At 63.9% G+C, this 21,500-nt stretch carries 23 protein-coding genes; 11 read left to right on the forward strand and 12 right to left on the reverse strand.

Going from position 1 to position 21,500, the window contains the following annotated elements:
* Nucleotide 1: 1 nt before the first annotated feature.
* Entirely contained in the window at nt 2–613 is a 612-nt protein-coding gene (locus EJ079_RS16320; RefSeq protein WP_127809515.1) for a thymidine kinase, read from the reverse strand.
* Nucleotides 614–871: 258 nt separating this feature from the next.
* Between EJ079_RS16320 and EJ079_RS16325 the strand changes: the two genes are divergently transcribed.
* The 3 genes from EJ079_RS16325 to choV all read left to right on the forward strand — a co-directional run bounded on the left by EJ079_RS16325 (nt 872) and on the right by choV (nt 3,963).
* On the forward strand, nt 872–1,807 hold the full coding sequence (locus EJ079_RS16325; protein WP_127809516.1) for a choline ABC transporter substrate-binding protein: 936 nt from the start codon (nt 872–874) through the stop codon (nt 1,805–1,807).
* Between the two features lie 123 nt (nt 1,808–1,930).
* Nucleotides 1,931–2,785 (forward strand): choline ABC transporter permease subunit, encoded by an 855-nt coding sequence (gene choW, locus EJ079_RS16330; protein ID WP_127266555.1) that lies wholly within the window; start codon nt 1,931–1,933, stop codon nt 2,783–2,785.
* The gene (gene choV / locus EJ079_RS16335; protein ID WP_024504539.1) at nt 2,782–3,963 is read left to right on the forward strand and encodes a choline ABC transporter ATP-binding protein; all 1,182 of its coding nucleotides are present in this window, start codon (nt 2,782–2,784) and stop codon (nt 3,961–3,963) included. The genes choW and choV overlap by 4 nt, the downstream gene beginning before the upstream one ends.
* 50 nt (nt 3,964–4,013) lie before the next feature.
* On the opposite strand, the gene EJ079_RS16340 is transcribed toward choV, so the two are convergent.
* Complete coding sequence (locus EJ079_RS16340) at nt 4,014–5,420, reverse strand: ATP-binding protein (protein ID WP_127809517.1); 1,407 nt, start codon at nt 5,418–5,420, stop codon at nt 4,014–4,016.
* The gene (locus EJ079_RS16345) at nt 5,417–6,133 is read right to left on the reverse strand and encodes a response regulator transcription factor (protein WP_127809518.1); all 717 of its coding nucleotides are present in this window, start codon (nt 6,131–6,133) and stop codon (nt 5,417–5,419) included. Before EJ079_RS16345 ends, EJ079_RS16340 begins: the two co-directional genes overlap by 4 nt.
* Before the next feature lie 252 nt (nt 6,134–6,385).
* Here EJ079_RS16345 and EJ079_RS16350 point away from each other — a divergent pair, with 252 nt between their 5' ends.
* The 4 genes from EJ079_RS16350 to clpS all read left to right on the forward strand — a co-directional run bounded on the left by EJ079_RS16350 (nt 6,386) and on the right by clpS (nt 8,046).
* A complete protein-coding gene (locus EJ079_RS16350) occupies nt 6,386–6,688 on the forward strand; it encodes a hypothetical protein (protein WP_127266560.1) in 303 nt (100 codons plus the stop codon).
* Nucleotides 6,689–6,727: 39 nt separating this feature from the next.
* Complete coding sequence (locus EJ079_RS16355; RefSeq protein ID WP_013529962.1) at nt 6,728–6,961, forward strand: hypothetical protein; 234 nt, start codon at nt 6,728–6,730, stop codon at nt 6,959–6,961.
* 174 nt (nt 6,962–7,135) lie between these two features.
* Nucleotides 7,136–7,501, forward strand: coding sequence for a hypothetical protein (locus tag EJ079_RS16360; RefSeq protein ID WP_127809519.1), 366 nt, complete (start codon nt 7,136–7,138; stop codon nt 7,499–7,501).
* 239 nt (nt 7,502–7,740) lie between these two features.
* A complete protein-coding gene (clpS, locus tag EJ079_RS16365; RefSeq protein WP_023809857.1) occupies nt 7,741–8,046 on the forward strand; it encodes an ATP-dependent Clp protease adapter ClpS in 306 nt (101 codons plus the stop codon).
* A 2-nt stretch (nt 8,047–8,048) separates the two neighbouring features.
* Here clpS and EJ079_RS16370 read toward each other — a convergent pair whose 3' ends face one another.
* The 4 genes from EJ079_RS16370 to EJ079_RS16385 form a co-directional block, all read right to left on the reverse strand.
* Nucleotides 8,049–10,127, reverse strand: a complete 2,079-nt coding sequence (locus tag EJ079_RS16370; protein ID WP_127809520.1) for a hypothetical protein — start codon at nt 10,125–10,127, stop codon at nt 8,049–8,051.
* A gap of 63 nt (nt 10,128–10,190) precedes the next feature.
* Complete coding sequence (locus EJ079_RS16375) at nt 10,191–13,013, reverse strand: DUF4159 domain-containing protein (RefSeq protein WP_127809521.1); 2,823 nt, start codon at nt 13,011–13,013, stop codon at nt 10,191–10,193.
* Nucleotides 13,010–13,975 carry a DUF58 domain-containing protein gene (locus tag EJ079_RS16380; RefSeq protein ID WP_127809522.1) on the reverse strand — a complete coding sequence of 322 codons (966 nt, stop codon included), beginning with the start codon at nt 13,973–13,975 and terminating at the stop codon, nt 13,010–13,012. The genes EJ079_RS16375 and EJ079_RS16380 overlap by 4 nt, the downstream gene beginning before the upstream one ends.
* Complete coding sequence (locus EJ079_RS16385; protein ID WP_127271985.1) at nt 13,975–14,979, reverse strand: MoxR family ATPase; 1,005 nt, start codon at nt 14,977–14,979, stop codon at nt 13,975–13,977. Before EJ079_RS16385 ends, EJ079_RS16380 begins: the two co-directional genes overlap by 1 nt.
* Nucleotides 14,980–15,130: 151 nt before the next feature.
* On the opposite strand from EJ079_RS16385, the gene EJ079_RS16390 reads away from it, so the two are divergent.
* The 3 genes from EJ079_RS16390 to EJ079_RS16400 are packed head-to-tail and all read left to right on the forward strand — an operon-like array spanning nt 15,131 to nt 17,654.
* Nucleotides 15,131–15,760 (forward strand): DUF1285 domain-containing protein, encoded by a 630-nt coding sequence (locus EJ079_RS16390; RefSeq protein WP_127326869.1) that lies wholly within the window; start codon nt 15,131–15,133, stop codon nt 15,758–15,760.
* Entirely contained in the window at nt 15,760–16,392 is a 633-nt protein-coding gene (locus EJ079_RS16395) for a CoA pyrophosphatase (protein ID WP_127809523.1), read from the forward strand. Before EJ079_RS16390 ends, EJ079_RS16395 begins: the two co-directional genes overlap by 1 nt.
* Nucleotides 16,389–17,654: a CCA tRNA nucleotidyltransferase gene (locus EJ079_RS16400; protein ID WP_127809524.1), complete on the forward strand. Its 1,266-nt coding sequence runs from the start codon at nt 16,389–16,391 to the stop codon at nt 17,652–17,654. Before EJ079_RS16395 ends, EJ079_RS16400 begins: the two co-directional genes overlap by 4 nt.
* 1 nt (nt 17,655) lies before the next feature.
* Here the strand turns inward: EJ079_RS16400 and EJ079_RS16405 are convergent, their stop codons facing one another.
* The 3 genes from EJ079_RS16405 to hemF form a co-directional block, all read right to left on the reverse strand.
* Nucleotides 17,656–17,841 carry a DUF1059 domain-containing protein gene (locus tag EJ079_RS16405; RefSeq protein WP_127269428.1) on the reverse strand — a complete coding sequence of 62 codons (186 nt, stop codon included), beginning with the start codon at nt 17,839–17,841 and terminating at the stop codon, nt 17,656–17,658.
* Nucleotides 17,842–18,074: 233 nt separating this feature from the next.
* On the reverse strand, nt 18,075–18,335 hold the full coding sequence (locus EJ079_RS16410) for a DUF1344 domain-containing protein (RefSeq protein WP_127396775.1): 261 nt from the start codon (nt 18,333–18,335) through the stop codon (nt 18,075–18,077).
* 308 nt (nt 18,336–18,643) lie between these two features.
* Complete coding sequence (gene hemF, locus EJ079_RS16415) at nt 18,644–19,558, reverse strand: oxygen-dependent coproporphyrinogen oxidase (RefSeq protein WP_127380582.1); 915 nt, start codon at nt 19,556–19,558, stop codon at nt 18,644–18,646.
* A 166-nt stretch (nt 19,559–19,724) separates the two neighbouring features.
* Between hemF and EJ079_RS16420 the strand changes: the two genes are divergently transcribed.
* Nucleotides 19,725–19,982, forward strand: coding sequence for a hypothetical protein (locus EJ079_RS16420; RefSeq protein ID WP_013529975.1), 258 nt, complete (start codon nt 19,725–19,727; stop codon nt 19,980–19,982).
* Here the strand turns inward: EJ079_RS16420 and soxR are convergent.
* Both soxR and EJ079_RS16430 read right to left on the reverse strand, forming a co-directional pair.
* Nucleotides 19,979–20,440, reverse strand: coding sequence for a redox-sensitive transcriptional activator SoxR (gene soxR, locus EJ079_RS16425; protein WP_127396776.1), 462 nt, complete (start codon nt 20,438–20,440; stop codon nt 19,979–19,981). The two genes, EJ079_RS16420 and soxR, sit on opposite strands and share 4 nt — an antisense overlap.
* Nucleotides 20,441–20,600: 160 nt before the next feature.
* Nucleotides 20,601–21,059 carry a tRNA (cytidine(34)-2'-O)-methyltransferase gene (locus tag EJ079_RS16430; protein ID WP_127396777.1) on the reverse strand — a complete coding sequence of 153 codons (459 nt, stop codon included), beginning with the start codon at nt 21,057–21,059 and terminating at the stop codon, nt 20,601–20,603.
* Between the last annotated feature and the right edge of the window lie 441 nt (nt 21,060–21,500).

Here is a 21,500-nt window from a genome sequence, read left to right on the forward strand (position 1 = left end):
GTCAGCCTTTGATAAAGCCGATGAAATCGTCTGGCGTGGCGCGGCCCATCTCTTCCTCCCAGTGGCGGCGGCAGAGCGAGACATAGACATCCTTGCCGATTGCCACCTGCTCGCCCTGGCGCGCCACCTTGCCATCGGGGCCGAGGCGCACGACCATCGTCGCCTTGCGGCCGCATCGGCAGATGGTGCGCACTTCGCGCAAATCGTCGGCGATAGCCAGCAGCGCGCGCGAGCCGGAAAACAGCTTGCCCTGGAAATCGGTGCGCAGGCCGTAGCACATGACCGGGATGTTCAACCGGTCGGCGATGCGGGCGAGCTGCCAGACCTGCTCCTCCTTGAGGAACTGCGCCTCGTCGACGAAGACGCAATGCACTGACGTATGCGCGTGATGATCGGCGACGCGGGCGAACAGATCGTCGCCATCGCGGAACATCTCGGCTTCCGTCTCCAGGCCGATGCGCGACGAGATCAGGCCGGTGTCGCCCTTGCGGTAGTGGCCGGCGACGAACAGCATCGTGCCCATGCCGCGCTCGCGATAATTGTAAGAGGCCTGCAAGAGCATCGTCGTCTTGCCGGCGTTCATCGTCGCGTAGTGGAAGTAAAGCTTGGCCATGCCGCTCTTTTAAGCCGACTTGCCCTGATACGGGGAGGGGCGGTCGCCCGCATTCCCCTGAAAAAGCCGGCCCGTCTTCGAAAAAACCGTCCGGCATGGCAAAAGCGCCTGATGTGTCGCTGATTGGCCAGCCCGCGCCGTTGATCGCGATTGTCTTAATGCTTGAAACCACACCAGAATGGTGTTTGGCTGACGAAACAAGGCGGGCATAGAAACCGTAGCTACGCTTCGCCAAAGAATCACAATGGGAGACTGTCTATGTCGCGTATGAACTCTTTCGTCGCCGGCCTCGGTCTGGCGGCTTTTTTGTCCACCAGCGCTGCCTTTGCCGGCGATCCGGCGAGCTGCAAGGCGGTGCGCCTTTCCGATGTCGGCTGGACCGACATCCAGGCGACGACCGGCGTCGCCTCCGTGCTGCTGACCGCGCTCGGCTATGAGCCGCAGACGATCCAGCTGTCGGTGCCGGTGACCATGGCGTCGCTGAAGAACAAGGATCTCGACGTGTTCCTCGGCAACTGGATGCCGTCGATGACCAACGACATCAAGGACTATACCGCCGATGGCTCGGTCGAGACGATCAGCACCAACCTGACCGGCGCCGGCTACGGCATCGTCGTGCCGACCTATGTCGCTGACGCCGGCGTGAAATCGCTGACCGATATCGGCAAGTTCAAGGACAAGTTCAACGGCAAGATCTATGGCATCGAGGCCGGCAATGACGGCAACCGCATTATCCTCGACATGATCAAGAACCCGAAAGACAATCTCGAAGGCTTCGAGCTGGTCGAATCCTCGGAGGCCGGGATGCTGACGCAGGCCGAGCAGTCGATGAAGAGCAATGAATGGATCGCCTTCCTCGGCTGGACGCCGCATCCGGTGATGGGTGCCATGAAGATCACCTATCTCGATGGCATGGGCGACAGCGGCTTCGGCGCCGCCACTGTCCATACCAATGTGCGCAAGGGTTACACCACCGAGTGCCCGAATGCCGGCAAGTTCATCGCCAACCTGAAGTTCAATCTCGATATGGAAGGCGAGATAATGGACGCGATCCTCAAGGGCGCTGACGCCAATACGGCTGCGACCGACTGGCTCAAGAAGCATCCGGACGCGGTTGCTCCGTGGATTGCCGGCGTGACCACTTTCGATGGCGGCGACGCCGCTGCAGCCGTGAAGACTGCGCTCGGAAGCTGAGCAGGTCTTGCGTTCGGCGTGACCGATCAAGAAGGGCAGTCACTGTAGAAAGGGCTGCCCTTTTTCATATCCTGTGACAAGATGACCGTCCGGCAAGGACGGCGACTGCCAAAGAGGGGCAAGATGGATCCGATTTCAAAATTCTTTGTCAGTTATAAAATCCCCATAGGCGAGTGGGGCAAAGCGTTCTTCACCTTCCTTACCGACAATTTCAACACCTTCTTCCGCGGCCTCTCCGGCGGCTTGAATTTCCTGCTCGATGGAGTGGTCGACACGCTGCTGTTGGTACCGCCGGTCCTTCTCATCGCGCTGATTGCACTGCTTGCCTATTATCTGCAGCGATCGAGAGGCTTGGCGGTGGCTGTCTTTCTCGGGTTGCTGTTCATCCTCAACCAGAACCTCTGGAAGCAGACGGTAGAGACACTGGTGCTGGTGGTTGCCGCCGCCGCCGCCTCGATGGCCATCGGTGTGCCACTCGGTATCTGGGCGGCGCACAAGCCGAAGGTCTATCGCGTCATGCTGCCGGTGCTCGATTTGATGCAGACGCTGCCGACCTTCGTCTACCTCATCCCGGTGCTGACGCTGTTCGGCCTCGGCAATGCGCCCGGCCTCATCGTCACCATCATCTTCGTCATCCCGACCGCGGTTCGTCTGACGCATCTCGGCGTTGTCTCGGTGCCGAAGTCGATCGTCGAGGCCGGCGAGGCGTTCGGCGCCACCAAGAGCCAGTTGCTGTGGAAGGTGGAGCTGCCCTCGGCGCTGCCCACCATCATGGCCGGTCTGACGCAGTGCATCATGCTGTCGCTGTCGATGGTGGTGTTTGCCGCACTGATCGGCGCGGGCGGCCTCGGCACCGAAATCAACCGGGCGCTGGGTTCGCGCAAGATCGACCTCGGGCTCGAGGCGGGCCTCGCCATCGTCGTTTTGGCCATCGTGCTCGACCGGATGACCCGCATCGCCGTTGGAGGCAAGAAATGACCGTCGCCGTCGATTTCCGGAACGTCGATATCGTCTTCGGCGCCGACCAGGCCGGATCGCTGAAGATGATCGACGCCGGAGCCAGCCGCGCCGAGATCCTCGAAAAGACCGGCAATGTACTGGGTTGCGCCGGCGCCAGCCTGACGGTGAACGAGGGCGAGATCTCCGTGCTGATGGGCCTCTCCGGTTCGGGCAAGTCGACATTGCTGCGGGCGGTCAACCGGCTCAACGTGGTGTCGCGCGGCCAGGTGCTGGTCAAGGATGGCGACAAAACCGTCGACGTCGTCACCTGCGACGAGGCGACCCTGCGGCGCCTGCGCCAGAAACAGGTGGCGATGGTGTTCCAGCAGTTCGGCCTTTTGCCCTGGCGCACGGTGGAGGAGAATGTCGGTCTCGGCCTCGAACTCGCCGGCGTACCGGAAGCCGAGCGCAAGGAGCGCGTGCAACGCCAGCTCAAGCTGGTCAATCTCGACCAGTGGTCGAAGAAATACGCGCATGAGCTGTCGGGCGGCATGCAGCAGCGCGTCGGCCTGGCGCGGGCCTTCGCCACCGAGGCGCCGATCCTGCTGATGGACGAGCCGTTCTCGGCGCTCGACCCGCTGATCCGCACCAAGCTGCAGGACGAATTGCTGCAGCTGCAGGCGGAATTGAAGAAGACCATCATCTTCGTCAGCCACGACCTCGAGGAGGCGCTGAAGATCGGTTCCCACATCACCATCATGGAGGGCGGGCGCATCGTGCAAACCGGCGCGCCGGAGGACATCGTGCTGCGGCCTGCCAACGACTATGTCCGCGACTTCATCGCCAATGTGAACCCGCTGTCGGTGCTGACCGCCTGGAACGTGATGCGCGACCGTCGCGATCTGGAGCACGGCAAGGACGGCTGGGTGTGGCTCGACCGCCGCAAGACGACGCGCTTCAAGATCGATGATCACGGGCTGGTGGCGGCGGCCGAACGCGATGGCAAACCGGCGGTCTGGGTGTCGTGCGCCGATGTCGAAGGCCAATCCGAAGAAGCCGCGCAAGTGTTCTGGGCCAATCCGGGCACCTCGCTGAAAACCGTGATGCTGGCCATGCACCGTTCGCAGACCGCTCCCGTGGCGCTGTTCGACGACCAGTCGCGCTTCGTCGGCGCCATCGGTATCCGCGATGTGCTGAGCGCGGTGCTGAGAAGGTAGGTTCTTCGGAACTCAATATCGACGAGGCGGCGACCAATCGCGCCTCTTTTTTAAGCCGCCAGCGGCAGGCGCAGTTGGGTCAGCAGGCCACCGCCCGGGTTGTTGGACAGGCGGATCTCGCCGCCGGCGGCACGCGCGATGTTGCGGGCAATGGTCAGGCCGAGGCCCAGACCGCCGGTCTGGCGGTTGCGCGATTGTTCGAGGCGCACGAACGAGCCGAACACGGCGTCGATCTGTGCCTGCGGTATGCCCGGCCCTTCATCGCGGATGGTGAGCAGGATCATGTTCTCCGACCGGCGCAGCGAAAGATGCGCCTTCTTGCCGTAGGTGACCGCGTTCTGCACCAGATTGGTGACGCAGCGCTTGAGCGCCACCGGCCGCGCCATGCAGATCAGCCCGCGCGAACGGGTCTCGTCGTCGAACGACACGTCGTCATAGCCGTCGGCGATCGATTCCACGAGCGACCAGAAATCGATGCGTTCGTTCTTTTCCTCGGTCACTTCGAAGGTGGCGAAGTCGATCACCGAGCTGGCGATGCCCTCGACATCGGCGAGGTCGTGCGCCAATGCCTCGCGGACCGCCGATTTGCGCAACAGCTCCAGGCGCAGGCGCATCCTGGTCATCGGCGTGCGCAGATCATGCGCCAGTGCCGCCGCCAGATGTTCGCGGTCCTCGACATATTCGCGCAACCTTGCCTGCATGGCATTGATCGCCTTGGCGGCGGCTCGCACTTCGCGGCTGCCGCTCTCGGCGATCGGCGGGCTCTTCAGATCCTTGCCGATCCGGTTCACGGCGGTTTCCATCATCCGGTAGGGCGCCGTCAGTCGGCGCAGCGACCAGATCGACATGATCACCACCAGCCCTGCGATCAGCGAATAGAGCGGCAGGCTGTCGAAGCTCAGGATCGGGCCGACCGGCGTGATCGGCTCGGTGAAGTTCAGCCATTGGCCGTCGGCGAAGCGCAGCGAGGCCGTCAGCTTGTCGCTCTGGGCGAAGTCGGCGGCCAATACCAGAAGGTCGCGTTCGACCTGGCCGATGTCGGGTCCCGGGGCCGTGCCGTCCGCGTCATCGGCCTCGCGCGTCGCCGGATCGCGTCGTACGCGTGCATCGGTGATGCCGAATTTCGACAGCCTGCCGACGAGGATGTCTTCGAGTTCGGCCAGTTCGTCGTCACCGGCGATCGACGAAGTGACCGCCGGCGTGTCCGAAACGGTGAGCGCGTAGGTGGAATTGAACAGGCCGGTCGCCGTCGCCTTGCGCTCGTCCGGACTGGCGTCATGCATGAGCTGCACCAGCGAGAAGGCACGGTCGTTGAGCCGGTAGAGGTCGACGACGTCGTTGGCCGCGGCGCGGTCTCGCGATACGATGTAAAGGGTCGCGACCTGGCTGATCAGCAGGCCGGCAATGACGATCAGCAGCACCCAGACAGGCAAGGTCTGCGGCAGGAAACGTCTCATTCGGAGGTCGTCTCGGGCAGGAACTGGTAGCCGCCGCTGCGCACGGTCAGGATCAGCTTGGGCGTTTTGGGGTCGTCTTCCATCTTGCGCCGCAACCGGCTGACCAGGATGTCGATGCTGCGGTCGAAGGAATAGTCGCTGTCGCCGCCGGACAGTTCGATGAGCTGGTCGCGGGTCAACACGCGCTGCGCGCTCTTGACGAAGGTCTGCAGCAGGTTGAATTCCGCCATGGTCAGCTCGACCCTGATATCGTCGGGTGCGATCAGCCGTCGCCGAGCACAATCCATCGTCCAGCCGGCGAAGCGGTAGATCTGCTTGGTGGTGGCGCGCTTAGGCTCGGCGGCGCCATTGCGCCTGAGCACGGCGCGGATACGCGCCAAAAGCTCGCGCGGGTCGAAGGGTTTGGGCACATAGTCATCGGCGCCCATTTCCAGGCCGACGACGCGGTCGGTCGTCTCGGTGACGGCGGTCAGCATGATGATCGGCGTCGAATACTGGGCGCGCAGGTCGCGGCACAGCTCCAGCCCGCTCTTGCCGGGCAGCATCACGTCAAGGACGATGAGGTCCACCTGGACGCGCCGCAGGATGGTCTCCATCTCAATGCCGTCGGCGGCAACCGAGGTGTGCAGGCCCCGCTTCTGGAAGAATTCCTGCAGCAGGTCGCGGATGCCCTTGTCGTCGTCGACGATCAGTATGTGTGCGTCGGATTTCACAGCAGCCCTGTCATTGTTGCCAAGCCCTTCTGTCTTTGATTGCCAAGCCCTTCTGTTGCAACCCACACGATAGAATTCAGGCCATATGTTGGCCAGTGGCTATGATGGGTTCACACCGGCTTTCTCAGACACAATCCAGAAACAAAATTCTACAGTTCAGAAAAACTCCTGAAAAATTTCAAGGGCATAACTGGTCTCGTGGCGGTCAGGTCATCGGCTGCGACGCTAGTCTCCGGGTTTACGGATAAACCGATGCCAAGGTTGTCGATCAGTTTGTTGGGTGCGTTGCTGGGCTTCTGCCTGGTCACTGCCGCTGTCGGACAATCGGACGCAAAGGTGACGCTCACAACCCGGAGCGAACGGTGCGCCAATCTCAGCCACCAATTTGATGAAGCCCTCGAAACCCACGCCACGGCAACGCAGGTCACCGCGGCAAAGGCACTTCAGAGAAAGGGCAACCGGTACTGCGCCGCCAAGAAACAGGCGCAGGGCATCCGGATGCTCGCCAATGCTTTGAAGCTGCTTGGAGTGACGCCGAACGACCCGGTTCAGTAACACTCAGAAACTTGACCCGCATAAAAAGGAAACGAAGCCATGAAAAAGTCCATCCTCTCCGCCACCGGTCTCGCCGTCGCTCTGGCTTTCGCGATGCCGGCTCTCGGCAACGCCGCCGCCACCACGACCGCTGCTCCGGCTGCTTCGACGACCACAGCTCCGGCGACTGCCGCTCCGGCCAAGGCTGCTCCGAAGAAGGTCGTCAAGAAGACCGTCAAGAAGCACAAGAAGGCTGCCGAGAAGGCCGTCAAGAAGGACGCCCCGAAGACGTAATCAGGTCCGGCATAAAATGCCGGCCTGTTGGCCAAGGACGCTCCAGCTGGTTTCGGCTGGAGCGGCCTTCTTCCTGTCCGAGCCACTGAAGCCCCGACGAAGTCTGGCACCGGCAGCTTCCGCCTCGACTGACACTTAACCCGTTTGCAACGCCGGCCGTGTAGGACAATCCGCATGAAGAAGCGGCTTTCGTCCATTTTGCGCTCGATGGTGATCGGCGGCCTGGTTGCCACCGGCGTCGCCAGGGTGCTGATCCTGTTCACCGCCAGCCCGGTGCCCGATCCGGCCACCGGACGCACCGAGCCTTCGCTGTTCGCGCCGGCGATTTCCACCAACTGGGACTACATCACGCCGGCACAGACCTGGCTGCTGATCGTGCTGACAGGCGCGACGCTGATCTGCGTCGCCGCATGGCCGATCACGGTCTGGCTGGAACGCCGGGCGGATGCGGGTGGAAACCGCTTTCACCCCGATATGCGGCCCGCCACGACCGCGCGGCAGATTCCCAGCCGTCGCATGTTCGGCCGCCAGGGCCGTTGAACGGCAACCGACACTTTCCCACATGATTGTGAATGGCCGCGTCGGCGGACACTGTTTTCGCGCGTCGACCAAAATGGACGACCGCTTTCGCTGGTGCCAGAATGGCGGCAGGGTTGCTACGCCAGAGCAATTCACCGTTTCGTGGAAACGGCGAACCGTTCTGATCCTTTGTCTTGACGCAATTCCGGGCGGAAAACCGTTTTACACTTTTCCTGGAATTGCTCTAACTGTCGGTTCCAATGCCTGAAATCACCACAAAACCGCGCGTCCAGGTCAAGCCGCAGGTCGAACGGCCAAAGCTCTACAAGGTCATCCTCATCAATGACGATTTCACGCCGCGCGAATTCGTCGTGACGGTGCTGAAGGGTGAGTTCAAACTCAGCGAAGACCAGGCGCATCGGGTGATGATCACCGCGCATCGTCGCGGCGTCTGCGTCGTCGCCGTGTTCACCAGGGATGTCGCCGAGACCAAGGCGACGCGCGCCACCGATGCCGGCAAGGCCAAGGGCTATCCGCTGATGTTCACGACGGAGCCGGAGGAGTAGCTCTACCGCCCTTCGCGGTACCACATCGAACCCATTGCCAGAAGCAGCAGGCCGAGGCCGAGGAAGCCGCCGAACAGCGGCACGCGCGAGACGGCCTTGAGCACGCTGTCGTCCGTGGTGCGCAGTCCGATCCAGTCGTTGCCGGACGCGGCACCAGCCGAGCGCACAGGCACGATGGAGGGTAGCGTCACGTCGCTGCCAAGGGCTGTGGACGACGCCAGCCGGCGCACGCTGCCGCCGGTGGCTTCAGCCGGCGCCTTCAGCCGGCTTTCGGTGGAAATGACGTCGGCGAATTCCGGGGCGTTGACCGGCCCGACATGGGCGAGCGCGGTGAGGTCGCCATTGGCGACCTGATAGAGGCCGACCTCGCTGGTCTCGACGCTGCCGAGGAAGACGCCGGGCTCGGATTTCTCGAGCTTGACGGTCAAGGTCTTGCCGGATGGGGTGATGATCTGCGCGGGGCTGGGATCGTCGGCCATCGTCTGGCGGCGGATTTCCAGCACCATGCCGCGGCCGTCGGCGGTCAGCCGCTCTTCCTCGAGCTCAGGCTCCTTCATCAGCCAGTGGGCGATGCGCCGGTAGAGCTGGACATGCGGGCCGCCGCCCTCGAAGCCGCGCGCCCACAGCCAGCCCTGATCGGACAGCAGCATGCCGACGCGGCCTTCGCCCTTACGGTCGAGCAACAGCAGCGGCCGGTTGTCGGCGCCCTTCATCACCACTGCGCCTTCGGGATTCTGCACGCCGATGGTGCGGAACCAGCGGCTCCAGTGCGGCGGCTCGGTGGCAGAGCCATCCAGCCCACGCGTCACCGGGTGGCGCTGGCCGAGTTCGGTGAGGCGCGGATAGAAGGCCTTGTCGACCACCTCGCCGGTCGGCATCGCCGGCAGGGCGGACATCAGCGGCGTACGCGCGATCGAGCTTTCGCCGGCATATTCGGGGCCGGCCGCGATCAGCAGCGCGCCGCCCTTTTCGACATATTCGGAGATGTAGTCGTAATAGAGGATCGGCAGCACGTCGCGGTGCTGGTAGCGGTCGAAAATGATGAGGTCGAAATCCTTGATCTTCTCGACGAACAGCTCGCGGGTCGGGAAGGCGATCAGCGACAATTCGTTGATCGGCGTGCCGTCCTGCTTTTCCGGCGGCCGCAGGATGGTGAAATGGACGAGATCGACCGAGGCGTCGGATTTCAGCAGGTTGCGCCAGGTGCGTTCGCCGGCATGCGGCTCGCCGGAGACGAGCAGCACGCGCAAGTTCTCGCGAATGCCGTCGATGAGCGCGATGGCGCGGTTGTTGGTGTCGGTCAGTTCGCCCGGTTCGCGATCGATGGCGAGTTCGACGATGTTGCGCCCGGCACCCGGAATGGTGACCTGCAACGGCATCGCCTGGCCAACGGTGGCGTGCTCGACCGCGACCTGTTCGCCATTGACCGAAACGCGCACATCGACCGGGCCGGTCTCTTTTTCGGTCGAGATGACGCGGTAGGTCATGTCGAGCGGCTTGCCGACAAGGCCGAAGCGCGGGGCGTTCTCGAAACGTATGCGGCGATCCTTCTCGTGATCGTTGCCGGTTATCAGCGCATGCAGCGGAGCGTTGAAATCGGGCGCTCCCGGGGGGGCGTCATGGACCTCGCCATCTGTGATCATGATGGCGCCGCCGATCCGTGACGGCGGCACGTCGCGGAAGGCGCCTTCAAGCGCGCCGAACAGCCGTGTCTCGGTGCGTTCCTCGGCGGCCTCGGATTTGCCGGCCTCGACGACGCGCACGTCGAACTGCTTGAAGCGGCCAAGCCGCTGCTGCAGCCCGGCCAACGCCTCGTCGGTCTGCTTGGTGCGGTCGCCGATATCCTGGCTCTGGCTGCGGTCGACGACGAGGGCGACAACGCTTTTCAGCGGCTCGCGCTCCTCGTTGAGGAACACCGGGTTGAACAAAGCGGCGGCGAGCGCCAGAAGGGCGATGAAGCGGAAGACCGAACCGCGCTGGCGAAACCACAGGCCGACCAGCGCAAGCAGCGCCAGCGGCACCAGCGCCAAGGTCAGCAGTGGCCAGGAGATCAGCGGTTCGAAGGAGATCGACCAATTCATTCCTTACCCTCCTCTTTTTGGGGAGGGTTTATCCGCGACCGGAGGGCACCAAACAAACTCATTCTACTGCCCCAGCCGTTCGAGCAGTATGGGCACGTGCACCTGGTCGGATTTGTAGTTGCCGGTCAGCATGTACATCATGATGTTGACGCCGGCGCGCAGCGCGTAGATGCGCTGCATCGGGTCTGCCGGCACGGTTGGCAGCAGCGCATCGCCGTTCTGGTCGACCGCCCAGGCGCCAGCGAAATCATTGGCGGTGATCATGATCGGCGAGACGCCATCGCCGGTACGCACCGGCCGGTTCTCGGCGTTGCTGGCGTCGAGCGAGGCCTCGACCCAGAGCGGGCTGCCGGCGAAGCGGCCGGGGAATTCGGGCAGGATGAAGAAGGATTTGGTCAGCACGTGGTCGGACGGTACCGGTTCCAGCGGCGGCACGTTGAGGTTGCCGAGGATGTCGCGCAGCCGCTCCGTCGCCGGGCTGGTTGAATCGGCGCCGATGCCGTTGGCGAATTGGTCGCGGGTGTCGAACAGCACCGTGCCGCCTTGCTGCATATAGGCGTCGACGCGGGCGATCGCTGCCTGGCTGGGCATCGGTGCGGCCGGATCGATCGGCCAGTAGATCAGCGGATAGAACGACAGCTCGTCCCGGGAGATGTCCACACCGGCCGGCTCGCCCGGTTCCAGCGCCGTCTTCTCGACCAGGAATCGCGTCAGCCCCTCGAGCCCGGCGCGGCTGATCGAATCGTCGCCCGGCACACCGGTCAGCACATAGGCGATGCGGGTCTTCGAAATCGCCTCGATGGCAATTTCGTCACCCGGCTTGGCGTCGTCGGCGCGGGCAAGGTCGGCATGACCGAACAAGCTACCCAGCGCAATCAGGACGGCGGCGGTGGTTGTCACGGCACCGGCGCGGCGCGGCCGGCGTGAAAACAGGCCGCCCATCCAGAACACCGCCAGCGTATCAAGCAGCATCAGCACCAGGGCGGCCGCGACCAGCGTGCCTTTCAAATTGCGCGATTCGTCAAAGGCATACTGGATCGAGGTGACCGGAACAGTGATTTGCGGGCGCGCCAGGGGCGCCAACTTGCTGTCGGCTTCCAGCAGATTGTGGGCAAATACACCCGTCTCGGAACCATAGAGACCTGGCGGGTTTTCAAAAGTCACCGGCAGCGCGCCAGCGCCCGGTACAAGCGGCCGTGCATCCGGCGTCGGCGGCACCAGCGAGCCGTCGGCTGCAATCATGCGATAGGGCGCCAGCGACGCCGCGGCGGCTTCGGCATTGGCGATGGCCGCGCCCTGGTTGCGCGACAGCTGCACGATGCGGCGCAGCATCTCGACGAAGCTGCCAGAGATCGGCAGGTTCGACCAGGTTGCCTCGGGGGTGACGTGGAACAGCACCAGCGTGCCCTTGCCTTTCTTCAGTCCGGTGACCAGCGGCGTGCCGTCGGCAAGGGCCGCCCAGGTGCGCTCGACGATATCGGATGTCGGCTCGGCCAGCACCTGCCTGCTGACGGTGACCTCGGTCGGCGGCGCCAGATCGGCGAACGGGCCGGCCTTGGGGAATTCGGTGACCGGCTGCGGCGACGTCCATGACAGCGCGCCGCCGAGCGACCGCTCGCCGGTGCGAAGGCGGACGGGCAGCAAATCGTCGTCATCGCCCGCGGTGGCCAGCCGCGAACCGGCGAAACGCACCAGCGTGCCGCCATTGTCGACCCAATCGACAAGTCTCTGCCGGACCTGTCCGGGAATGGTGCCGATATCGGCCATAACGATCATCGCGGGCTTCTGGTCGAGGATTTGCGGGATGGCGTCGGCAAGATCGGCGCTGGAGGGTTCGACCAGATCGGCGAAGGGCTGCAGCGCCCGCCTGATGTAGTAGAGCGGCGACAAAAGCGGCTGTGCCTGGTCGGCCTCGGCCTGCGACAATAGACCGACGCGCCGCCGCTTGGAGCTTTCGTCGAGGACGCGGACCGCACCAGCCTGCCGCTCGCCGTCGAGCGCGATGGAAGCGAAGTCGTTGCGCAGCTCGAACGGCACCGCCATGGTGCCGGTGGCGGTGGTTTCGCCAGGCGAAAAGGTCAGCGTCGCATCGGCGATGCGGCGGCCCTTGTCATCGAAGGCGCCGGCGGTGACCTGAGCCGGGGCAGGGTCGCCCGGCGCGCGGATGGCGGTCAGTGCAAAGCCGTCGACCTGGTTGTCGGCGGCGGTCAGGCCGGTCAGCGACAGCCTGTCCGCGGTTGCCCAGACGACACGCGCGGCATTTTTCGACAGAAGCGTGTTGAAGGCGGCTTCATCGCCCTTTGCCGCCAGGCCGTCGGCAAGCACGGCGACGCTGGCCCCGGGCAAGGTCTCCAGCACGCCGGCCACGCGGGCATAGATGGCGGGCCGGTCGGTCGGGATCGGCCGCGGCTTGGCGGCGCGCAGCCGGTCAAGCGCGGTGGCGGCATCGAACGGGCCGACCTCGGCATTGGCCTTTTCGGCGGTGAAGGCGATGACGACCGGCACGCCGTTGGCGCCGGCATCGTTGATCAGCCGCTCGGCGGTGGCGACGCGTTTGCCCCAATCGGCGGCACTTGCCCAGTCATTGTCGATGACCAGGGCAAGGGCGGCTCCCTCGGCCGGCAGCTTTTCGCGCGGGTTGAAGACCGGGTCGGCCAATGCCGCGACGATGAGGGCCGCCATCAAGAGCCTGAGCAGCGTCAGCCACCACGGGCTCTGCTGCGGCGTCTCCTCGCGCTTCAGCACGCGCGCCAGGATCTTCAGCGGCGGGAAGATTTCGGTCTGCGGCTTGGGCGGCGTCAGCCTGAGCAGCCACCAGATCACCGGCAGTGCCAGCAGGCCCCACAGCACCATGGGGGCGCCAAAGGAAAGCGGCAGCCAACTCATGCGACAGCCTTTCCTGGCCGATCGCCGCTGGCGATCATGCCTGCATGACCGCCGGCGGTCGGCCTGGCCGAGGGGCCGTCAGCAGTCATCGCCATGTGCAGCCGCACCAGTGCGTCGGAGGCGAGCCGATCGGTGTGGTTGACGGTAAAGCTCCAGCCAAGCCGTTTGCACCAGCCCGTCAGTTCATGGCGGCGGGCGGCGTAGAGCAGGCGATACTCATCACCCAGCATTTCGGCGCGGCCGGCGGTCAGCTTGTCGCCGGTCTCGGGATCGGTGAACTCGGTTCGGCCAGCATAGGGGAAGGTCTCCTCGGCCGGGTCCGCGACCTCGATCAGGTGCGCGCGCACGCCGTGGCGGGCCAGCACGTCGAGCCAGGCCATCGTCTCTTCGACCGGATCGAGGAAGTCGCTGACGATGACGATGTCGCAGAAGCGCCTGATGTCGGACAGGTCGGGTTTTGCCGGCAAATCGCCCGCATGCATCAACTGGGCGGCGATGCGTTCGGCGCCGTTACGGGCGGTGAACGGGTCGGTGAGGCCCGGCCAGGCGATGCGCTCGCCGCTGCGCGACAACAGTTCGGCCATGGCCAGCGCCAGCACCAGCGCGCGCGATTGCTTGGAAACGCTGGCGCCGGTCGATTTGTATAGCATCGACGGCGAGGGGTCGGCCCACAGCCAGACCGTATGGGCGGCTTCCCATTCGCGGTCGCGCACATAGGTGTGGTCGTCGCGGGCCGAGCGGCGCCAGTCGATGCGCGAGGAATCACCCTCGACATAGGGCCGGAACTGCCAGAAATTTTCACCGATGCCGCGCTTGCGGCGGCCATGCCAGCCGGCGATCACGGTGTTGACGATGCGGCGCGCTTCGACCAGCAGGTCTGGCACAAGCGAGGCCCGCAACCGGCCACGGGCGAGCGCGTCGCGCGTCGCTGCCGGAGCCTGGACCTCGCCGATGCGCTGCATCAAATTCCTTTCACGAGTTTCGCCACCACGTCACGCACGCCGGTGCCTTCGGCGCGGGCGGCGAAGGTCAGCGCCATACGATGCTGCAGCACTGGCTCGGCCAGCGCACGGACGTCGTCAACCGAGGGCGCCAGCCGTCCGTCGTAAAGCGCGCGCGCCCTTGTGCACAGCATCAGCGCCTGGCTGGCGCGCGGGCCGGGACCCCAGGCGACGTTCTTGTCGGTCTCGGCATTGCCTTGGCCGGGACGCGCCGAGCGCACCAGCGTCAGGATCGCCTCGACGACGCTTTCAGGCACCGGCATGCGGCGGATCAGCGTCTGGATCTCCTTCAGCCGCACCGGCTGCAGCACGTTTTGCGCTTTCGCGTCCTCGATGCCGGTGGTTTCCAGAAGGATGCGGCGCTCTGCCTCGATCTCGGGATAGAGGATATCCACCTGCATCAGGAAGCGGTCAAGCTGGGCCTCGGGCAACGGATAGGTGCCTTCCTGCTCCAGCGGGTTTTGGGTTGCCAGCACGTGGAAGGGCGCCGGCAGGTCATGGCGGGCGCCGGCAATGGTGACGTGGTATTCCTGCATGGCCTGCAGCAGGGCCGACTGGGTACGCGGCGACGCGCGGTTGATCTCGTCGGCCATCAGCAACTGGGCGAAGATCGGCCCGGAGATGAAGCGGAAGGAGCGTTTGCCGGTTTCGTCCTGCTCCATCACTTCGGAGCCGAGGATATCGGACGGCATCAGGTCCGGCGTGAACTGGATGCGACGCGAATCGAGGCCGAGCACGATGCCAAGTGTTTCGACCAGCTTGGTCTTGGCGAGGCCCGGCACGCCGACCAAAAGCGCATGGCCACCGGCCAGCAGCGCCACCAGAGTACGCTCGACGACGCTTTCCTGTCCGAAGATGACCCGGCCGACCCCGTCGCGGATCCGGGAGATGTCGGCAAGCGCCTTTTCGGCCTCGGCGATCATGTCCTTTTCGCTGATAGGGCTTTCCTTGACCATCACGCTCATGCCGCATCGATCCTTGTGGTTGGAATACCATGGCTGGAACAACGGCTGCACCATACCATAAGTTGCCGCGATTCGGCCTCGCGTGGCGCCTATGTCGAAATAATCACAGACTTAGGCTGACAAGCGCAACAACAGTGACTATTTCGTGACCATGACGGGACCCTTGGGACATCGTGAAGAAAGCCTGACGGATGCCACCGAGGCGCGTGGCCTCGAGGCGCTCATCTCGCGCGCCGCCCGTGCCGGCAAGGGCGCGGCACCCGTCGAACGCTGGAATCCCGACTTCTGCGGCGATCTGGACATGGAGATCAAGTCCGACGGCACCTGGTTCTATCTGGGCACGCCGATCGGGCGCATGCCGCTGGTGCAGCTTTTCTCCTCGGTGCTGCGCAAGGACGCCGATGGCAGGACCTATCTGGTGACACCGGTGGAAAAGGTCGGCATCCGCGTTGCCGATGCGCCGTTCATCGCGGTCGAAATGGACGTTTCGGGTAGCGGCGAAGCGCAGACCATCACCTTCCGCACCAATGTCGGCGATGTCGTCGAGGCCGGGCCGGAACGGCCGTTGCGGTTTGTCGACGAGAACGAGACCGGCGGATTGAAGCCCTATGTGCTGGTGCGTGGCCGCCTGGAAGCGCTGGTGGCGCGGCCGGTGATGTATGAACTGGTCGGGCATGGCGAGGAGGTCGAGATCGGCGGCAAGACGATGTTCGCGGTGCGCTCCAAGGGCGCCGTGTTCCCGATCATGCCGGCGGACCAGTTGAAGCGGCTGAGTGCGTGATGGACCAGGTGACGCCGGCGCCGTTTTCATCCGCGGATTTTCGCGCGCGTTTTGCCGTGCAGCCCGATGCGCATGCCGGCGACGATTATGGCGATCATCGCTTCAACCCCGGCCATCCGCGCCTCAACCAGGGCAAGGCGCTGCGCAATGCCGCGGTGCTGATCCCGGTGGTCGATCATGAGGGCGATGCGACGGTTCTCCTGACCAAGCGGGCTGAAAAGCTGCGCAGCCATTCGGGGCAGGTGGCATTTCCCGGCGGTACCATCGATCCGACCGATCCGAGCCCTGAGGCGGCGGCGCTGCGCGAGACTTCCGAGGAGATCGGGCTTGGCCGAGACCGCATCGAGATCATTGGCCGCATGCCCGACTATGTGGCCGGCAGCGGCTACCGCATCGCGCCGGTGCTGGGCATCGTGCTGCCCGGTTTCCAACTGACGCTCAACGCCGACGAGGTCGACGCCGCTTTCGAAGTGCCGCTGCGCTTCCTGATGGATCCGGCCAACCACAAGCGCGACAGCCGCATGTGGAACGATCTCGAATGGTTCTTCTACGACATGCCTTACGGCGACCGGCGCATCTGGGGCGTCACCGCCGGCATCATCCGTACCCTCTATGAAAGGCTCTATGCGTGAGTGTCTCGATCGCGGACAGGGCCGACTGGCTCGGCGACAAGCATCTGCAGCGCCTGCTGTTCGCACTGGCCGAAGGCGGTGAAGAGGCGCGAGTCGCCGGCGGCGCGGTGCGCAACACGCTGATGGGCCAGCCCGTCGCCGACATCGACATCGCCACCACCTGCCTGCCGGAGGAAACCCTCCGCCGCGCCGAAGCGGAAGGGTTCAAGGCGGTGCCAACCGGCATCGAACATGGGACAATCACCGTGGTTGCCGGCGGAAAACCTTATGAAATCACCACCTTGCGCGCCGATATCGAGACCGACGGGCGACGCGCGAAAGTGTCGTTCGGGCGCGACTGGAAGCTTGACGCCGAGCGGCGCGACTTCACCATCAATGCGCTCTATGCCGAGGCCGACGGCAGGGTTGTCGACCTGGTCGGCGGCATTGCCGACATCGAGGCACGCCGGCTGCGCTTCATCGGCGACCCGGAAGCGCGTATCCGCGAGGATTATCTGCGCATCCTGCGCTTCTTCCGCTTCTTCGCCTGGTACGGCGATGGACGGCCGGACGCCGAAGGGCTGAAAGCCTGCGCCCGGCTTAAGGAAGGGCTGGCCCAGCTTTCGGCCGAGCGCATCTGGTCGGAACTGAAGAAGCTCTTGTCGGCGCCCGATCCGTCACGGGCGCTGCTCTGGATGCGGCAGGCAGGCGTCTTGACCGCAGCGCTGCCGGAAAGCGAGAAATGGGGCATCGATGCCATCCATGGGTTGGCCAAGGCCGGGAAGGATCTGGGCTGGGCACCCGACCCGCTGCTCAGACTGGAAGCGATCGTGCCGCCCGATGCCGCTCGCATGAAGACGCTCGCCGAGCGGCTCAAATTCTCGACAGCCGAAGCGGATCGCCTGCGCCACTGGGCGCTTGCCACCGCCGTCGAACCGAAGACGACCGAGGGCGAACTGGCGAAAAGGCTCTATCGCGGCGACCGGAACGGGTTTGTCGACCGGCTGCGGCTGTCGCTTGCGGCAGCCAGGGTGCGCGCCGTCGAGGACAATGAGGCGCTGCTCGAAGCCGGTGGCTTTTCGCGCCTGCTTGCCTTCGCCGTCAAATGGGAAAAGCCGTTGTTTCCGCTGAAAGGTGCCGATCTCACGGCGCTCGGCGCAACTCCAGGACCGAAACTCGGCGAAATCCTCAGGAATCTCGAGGCGGAATGGGTCGAAGCCGGGTTTACCCCTGATCGCGACGCGCTCCTCAAGCGCGCCGCCGAAGCTTTGAACGCCGGGTAGATCAGGCCGCGTCGCGGCTCTTTTCGATGCGCGAGCGGATCGCCTCGATCATCGTCTCGCGGATAACCGTTTCGCCATGCGTCTCGCGCATGTGCTCGACGGCACGGCGCATCACCTCGGCCTCCTCGTCGGCACGCGTGTGCCAGTCACAGCCGGGCACGAGTGACCCGCAGTGAAATTCCTTCATCAGGTTTCTCCTTTTCCTCCGTGAAGCCTGGTCGAGGCTTCGGTACTTTTTTGGCTCATGGTCCAGTTCCAGGGTTTAATCCGCGGACCGCGAGCGGGTGAGAAGCATAACACAGATGGGACGGCATTGGTTGCGGTCAACGGCAAAAAGGCGGAGCAGCGCTGCTCCGCCCTCTTAACACTATCCCGAAACAGGACCGGACATCGTCTCATCCTGCTCTGGCGGGCAAGCCATCATTTTGCGGCCTTGACGGCCTCGGCGACCTTGTTCTTGCCCTTCATATCCCATGAGACACGGACTTTTTCACCGACCGTCAGGCCAGGATCCTTGAAGGTCTTGGGAAGCGTAAAAGACGATCCATCATCGAGGACCAGGCTCATGGCCGTCGTGTCAAAGGTCTTGATCGTCCCGGTGGTGTGCTTGACGGCGGCGAATGCCACTGAACCGGAAGCGAGAAGGGCAGCGGCGGCAGCCGAAACAATGATCTTGCGCATTGCGAAGTACTCCTGGAAAGGCGGGTATCTTTTGACGAAGATGTCCCGCGTCGTCTGGGCCGTCCGGTCGCGTCGGGTCGCGACTCGCTTTGTCTGACGCAATTCCGGTCGGAAAGCCGTTTCGCACTTTCCTGGAATTGCGCGCAGGCGAACCGCCGGCGCTTCCCGACCCGGCCCCACAAATAGGCCAGTCTTTTCAACGGCCTATTAGACGAAAAAGAAATTTTGCGCCGCACCGTGTGCCACATTCCATGCCCATTTCGAGCGAATGGGACATCAATGCGACTCACGCCGCGCTCACCATTTTGTTACGGCCAGCGAACCTCGGGCGGCAGGCTGGAGAGAATGGACGCGACATTGCCGCCGGTCTTCAGTCCGAAGATGGTGCCGCGATCGTGAAGCAGATTGAATTCGACATAGCGGCCGCGGCGGATGAGCTGTTCGTCACGGTCGCCATCGGTCCAGTTCTCGTTGAAGTTGGCGCGCACGAGGTGACCGTAGACGACGAGAAAGGAGCGGCCGACATCCTGGACAAAGTTGAAATCGGCATTCCAGCCGCCTTTGTCCTCGCCCGAATGCAGCCAGTCGAAGAAGATGCCGCCGGTGCCGCGCGGCTCGTTGCGGTGCGACAGATAGAAGTACTCGTCGCACCAGGCCTTGAATTTCGGGTAATCGGCGACCGCGGCATTCTTCTCGCAAGCGAATTGCATGGCGCGGTGGAAGGCGAGGGTATCAGGGTCGTCCTGGGTGCGGCGGCGATCGAGCACCGGTGTCAGATCGGCGCCGCCGCCGAACCATTGGCGCGATGTTACCACCATGCGCGTGTTCATGTGCACGGCCGGAACGTTGGGATTCCACGGGTGCGCGATCAGCGAAATGCCGGATGCCCAGAAGCGCGGGTCTTCCTCGGCGCCGGGCATCTGCTTCCTGAATTCGGGCGAGAACTCGCCATGGACGGTCGAAGTGTGGACGCCGACCTTTTCGAAGACGCGGCCGTGCATCATCGACATGGTACCGCCGCCGCCACGGCCCTCGTCGCGTTCCCACGGCGTCTTTTCGAAACGGCCCGGCGACCACGAGGCCAGCGGCCCGCCAAGGTCCTGCTCGATCTGCTCGAAAGTGGCGCAGATGCGTTCGCGCAGCGCCTCGAACCACAGCCGTGCCTTCATCTTCTTCTGTTCGATGTCGGCGGGCAGGCCTGCCGGTATTTCTGGTCGTTCCAAGTGCCGTCTCCGGTTGGGGCGGCGAGTCCCACAAATGACTCGTCTTTTGCCGGCGCGATCCCTAATCTCTTAAGGGCAAGGGTCAAGTCACTTTGGTTTTGCGCATGATCCTTTCCGAAACTCGATTCCGATTTCGGGTCATGCGCCAGGTGCAAGGAGCTGTTTCGTGCGCACCCCGGCAAGACCGCCGCTGGATGGCCTGAAGAAAAGGCTCGATCAAAGCCGGGCCGAGCGCGTGCGTATGCCGCGTGACGGTTTCCTGCGCGAGACCTTCGTGCTGCCGCGCTCCGATGCGCGGCTCAAGGCCAAGGAATGGTTCGAGCGCTTTCCCAAGCAGGCCTACTGGACCGAAATCGAAAGCTGGTTCGAGCGGCCGGGCGACCTGATTGAGTTCACCATCAGGCGGTTGCCAGCGGCGGACTAGGATGTCCTCGAGAGAGGCGGAGCAACCAGCCGCCTAGCGCCTGTGCCTTCCCTCGCCAGCCGGTCGCCCTTGTTGCGCAGCGGGCATTTGTCGATCGACATGCAGCCGCAGCCGATGCAGTCGGTCAGCCCGTCGCGCAGTTTCTTCAACTGGGCGATCTTGTGATCGAGCCCGTCGCGCCAGGCGGTCGACAAAACGTTCCAGTCATCGCGCGTTGGCGTGCGGCCTTCTGGCAGCGATGCCAGGGCTTCACCGATCTCGGCCAGCGAGATGCCGACCTCCTGCGCGACCTTGATGATCGCCACGCGCCGCAGCACGTCGCGGCCGTAGCGGCGCTGGTTTCCCGCCGTACGGTGGCTGCGGATCAGGCCGCGGGCCTCATAGAAATGCAATGCCGACACCGCCACACCGCTGCGCATGGCCACTTGGCCGACTGTTAATTCCGTGACAGCAGCCATTTCGCACTTTCCGCTTGACCTCAAGTTAAGTTGAGCTTGTAGCGAAGAAATATCGTTTGGGCAAATGCGGGAGAAGGCGATGTGCGCCTGGGTGAGAATAAGTGGAGAAACCCCTGTCGTCGTCGACGATAGGGGTGATGTTGTCGATGGGTTGTGGATTCTATCCGAGTTGCCGGACGGCTTCGCCCGTCACCATGGCGACGGAAAGCGCGACGTTGATGCTGCGCGCCGTACCCTGCATCGGGATGGTCAGCCGCGCATCCGCCGCCTGATGGACAGGATCCGGCACGCCTGCGGATTCCCGGCCGAACAGGAGTATGTCGCCTTCGGCGAAGATGAAGCTGGTGTAGGCCGTCGTGGCTTTGGTCGACAGCAGCACCAGCCGGCGCGGACCAGCCTTGCGCCATTCCTCGAAGGCATGCCAGTCGACATGCCGGGTCAGGGCAGCCATTTCGAGGTAGTCCATGCCGGCTCGCTTGAGCGCTTTGTCGGAGAGCGGAAATCCGGTCGGTTCGATGATGTCGACGCCAAGTCCGAGGCACGCGGCGAAGCGCAGGATTGTGCCGGTGTTGCCGGCAATGTCAGGCTGGTAGAGCGCGATGCGGAGACGACAGTTCATTTCCGCGTCCTTCTAATAAGTGGCGGATCGGCCACAGCGGCTTGGCGGTTTTGGAAATTGCTGGACCTGCGGGTGGCCATTTTCTGCGAAGTCGGTTATACGGCCAGCATTGTCAACCCGAACCGATGGAGGGGTAATTCATGATGACCATGCACATCCAGCGCCCCTCTCGTGGGCTTACCTGCCTGCCGGCGGTTTCGGTACGACGATTCTCCTGACTCTCTAAGACTTGATCGCACCGATTCCCGCCGAAACGATTTTTCGGCTCTCGAAGGAATCCTGCGATGTTTTTCAAAAAGTCAAAAGGGCTGAACGCCCCAGCTGAACCTGTCCGGACCGATGCTTGTCATGTCCAGACCGACGCAATGCGTGCCTCCGGCCGAATGCCGGCGGACGATATTGCTTCGCCTTTTTATCTCGATTTTCACACGGAGGACGGAC

This window comes from Mesorhizobium sp. M7A.F.Ce.TU.012.03.2.1 (genome assembly GCF_004006095.1).
Lineage (GTDB): Bacteria > Pseudomonadota > Alphaproteobacteria > Rhizobiales > Rhizobiaceae > Mesorhizobium.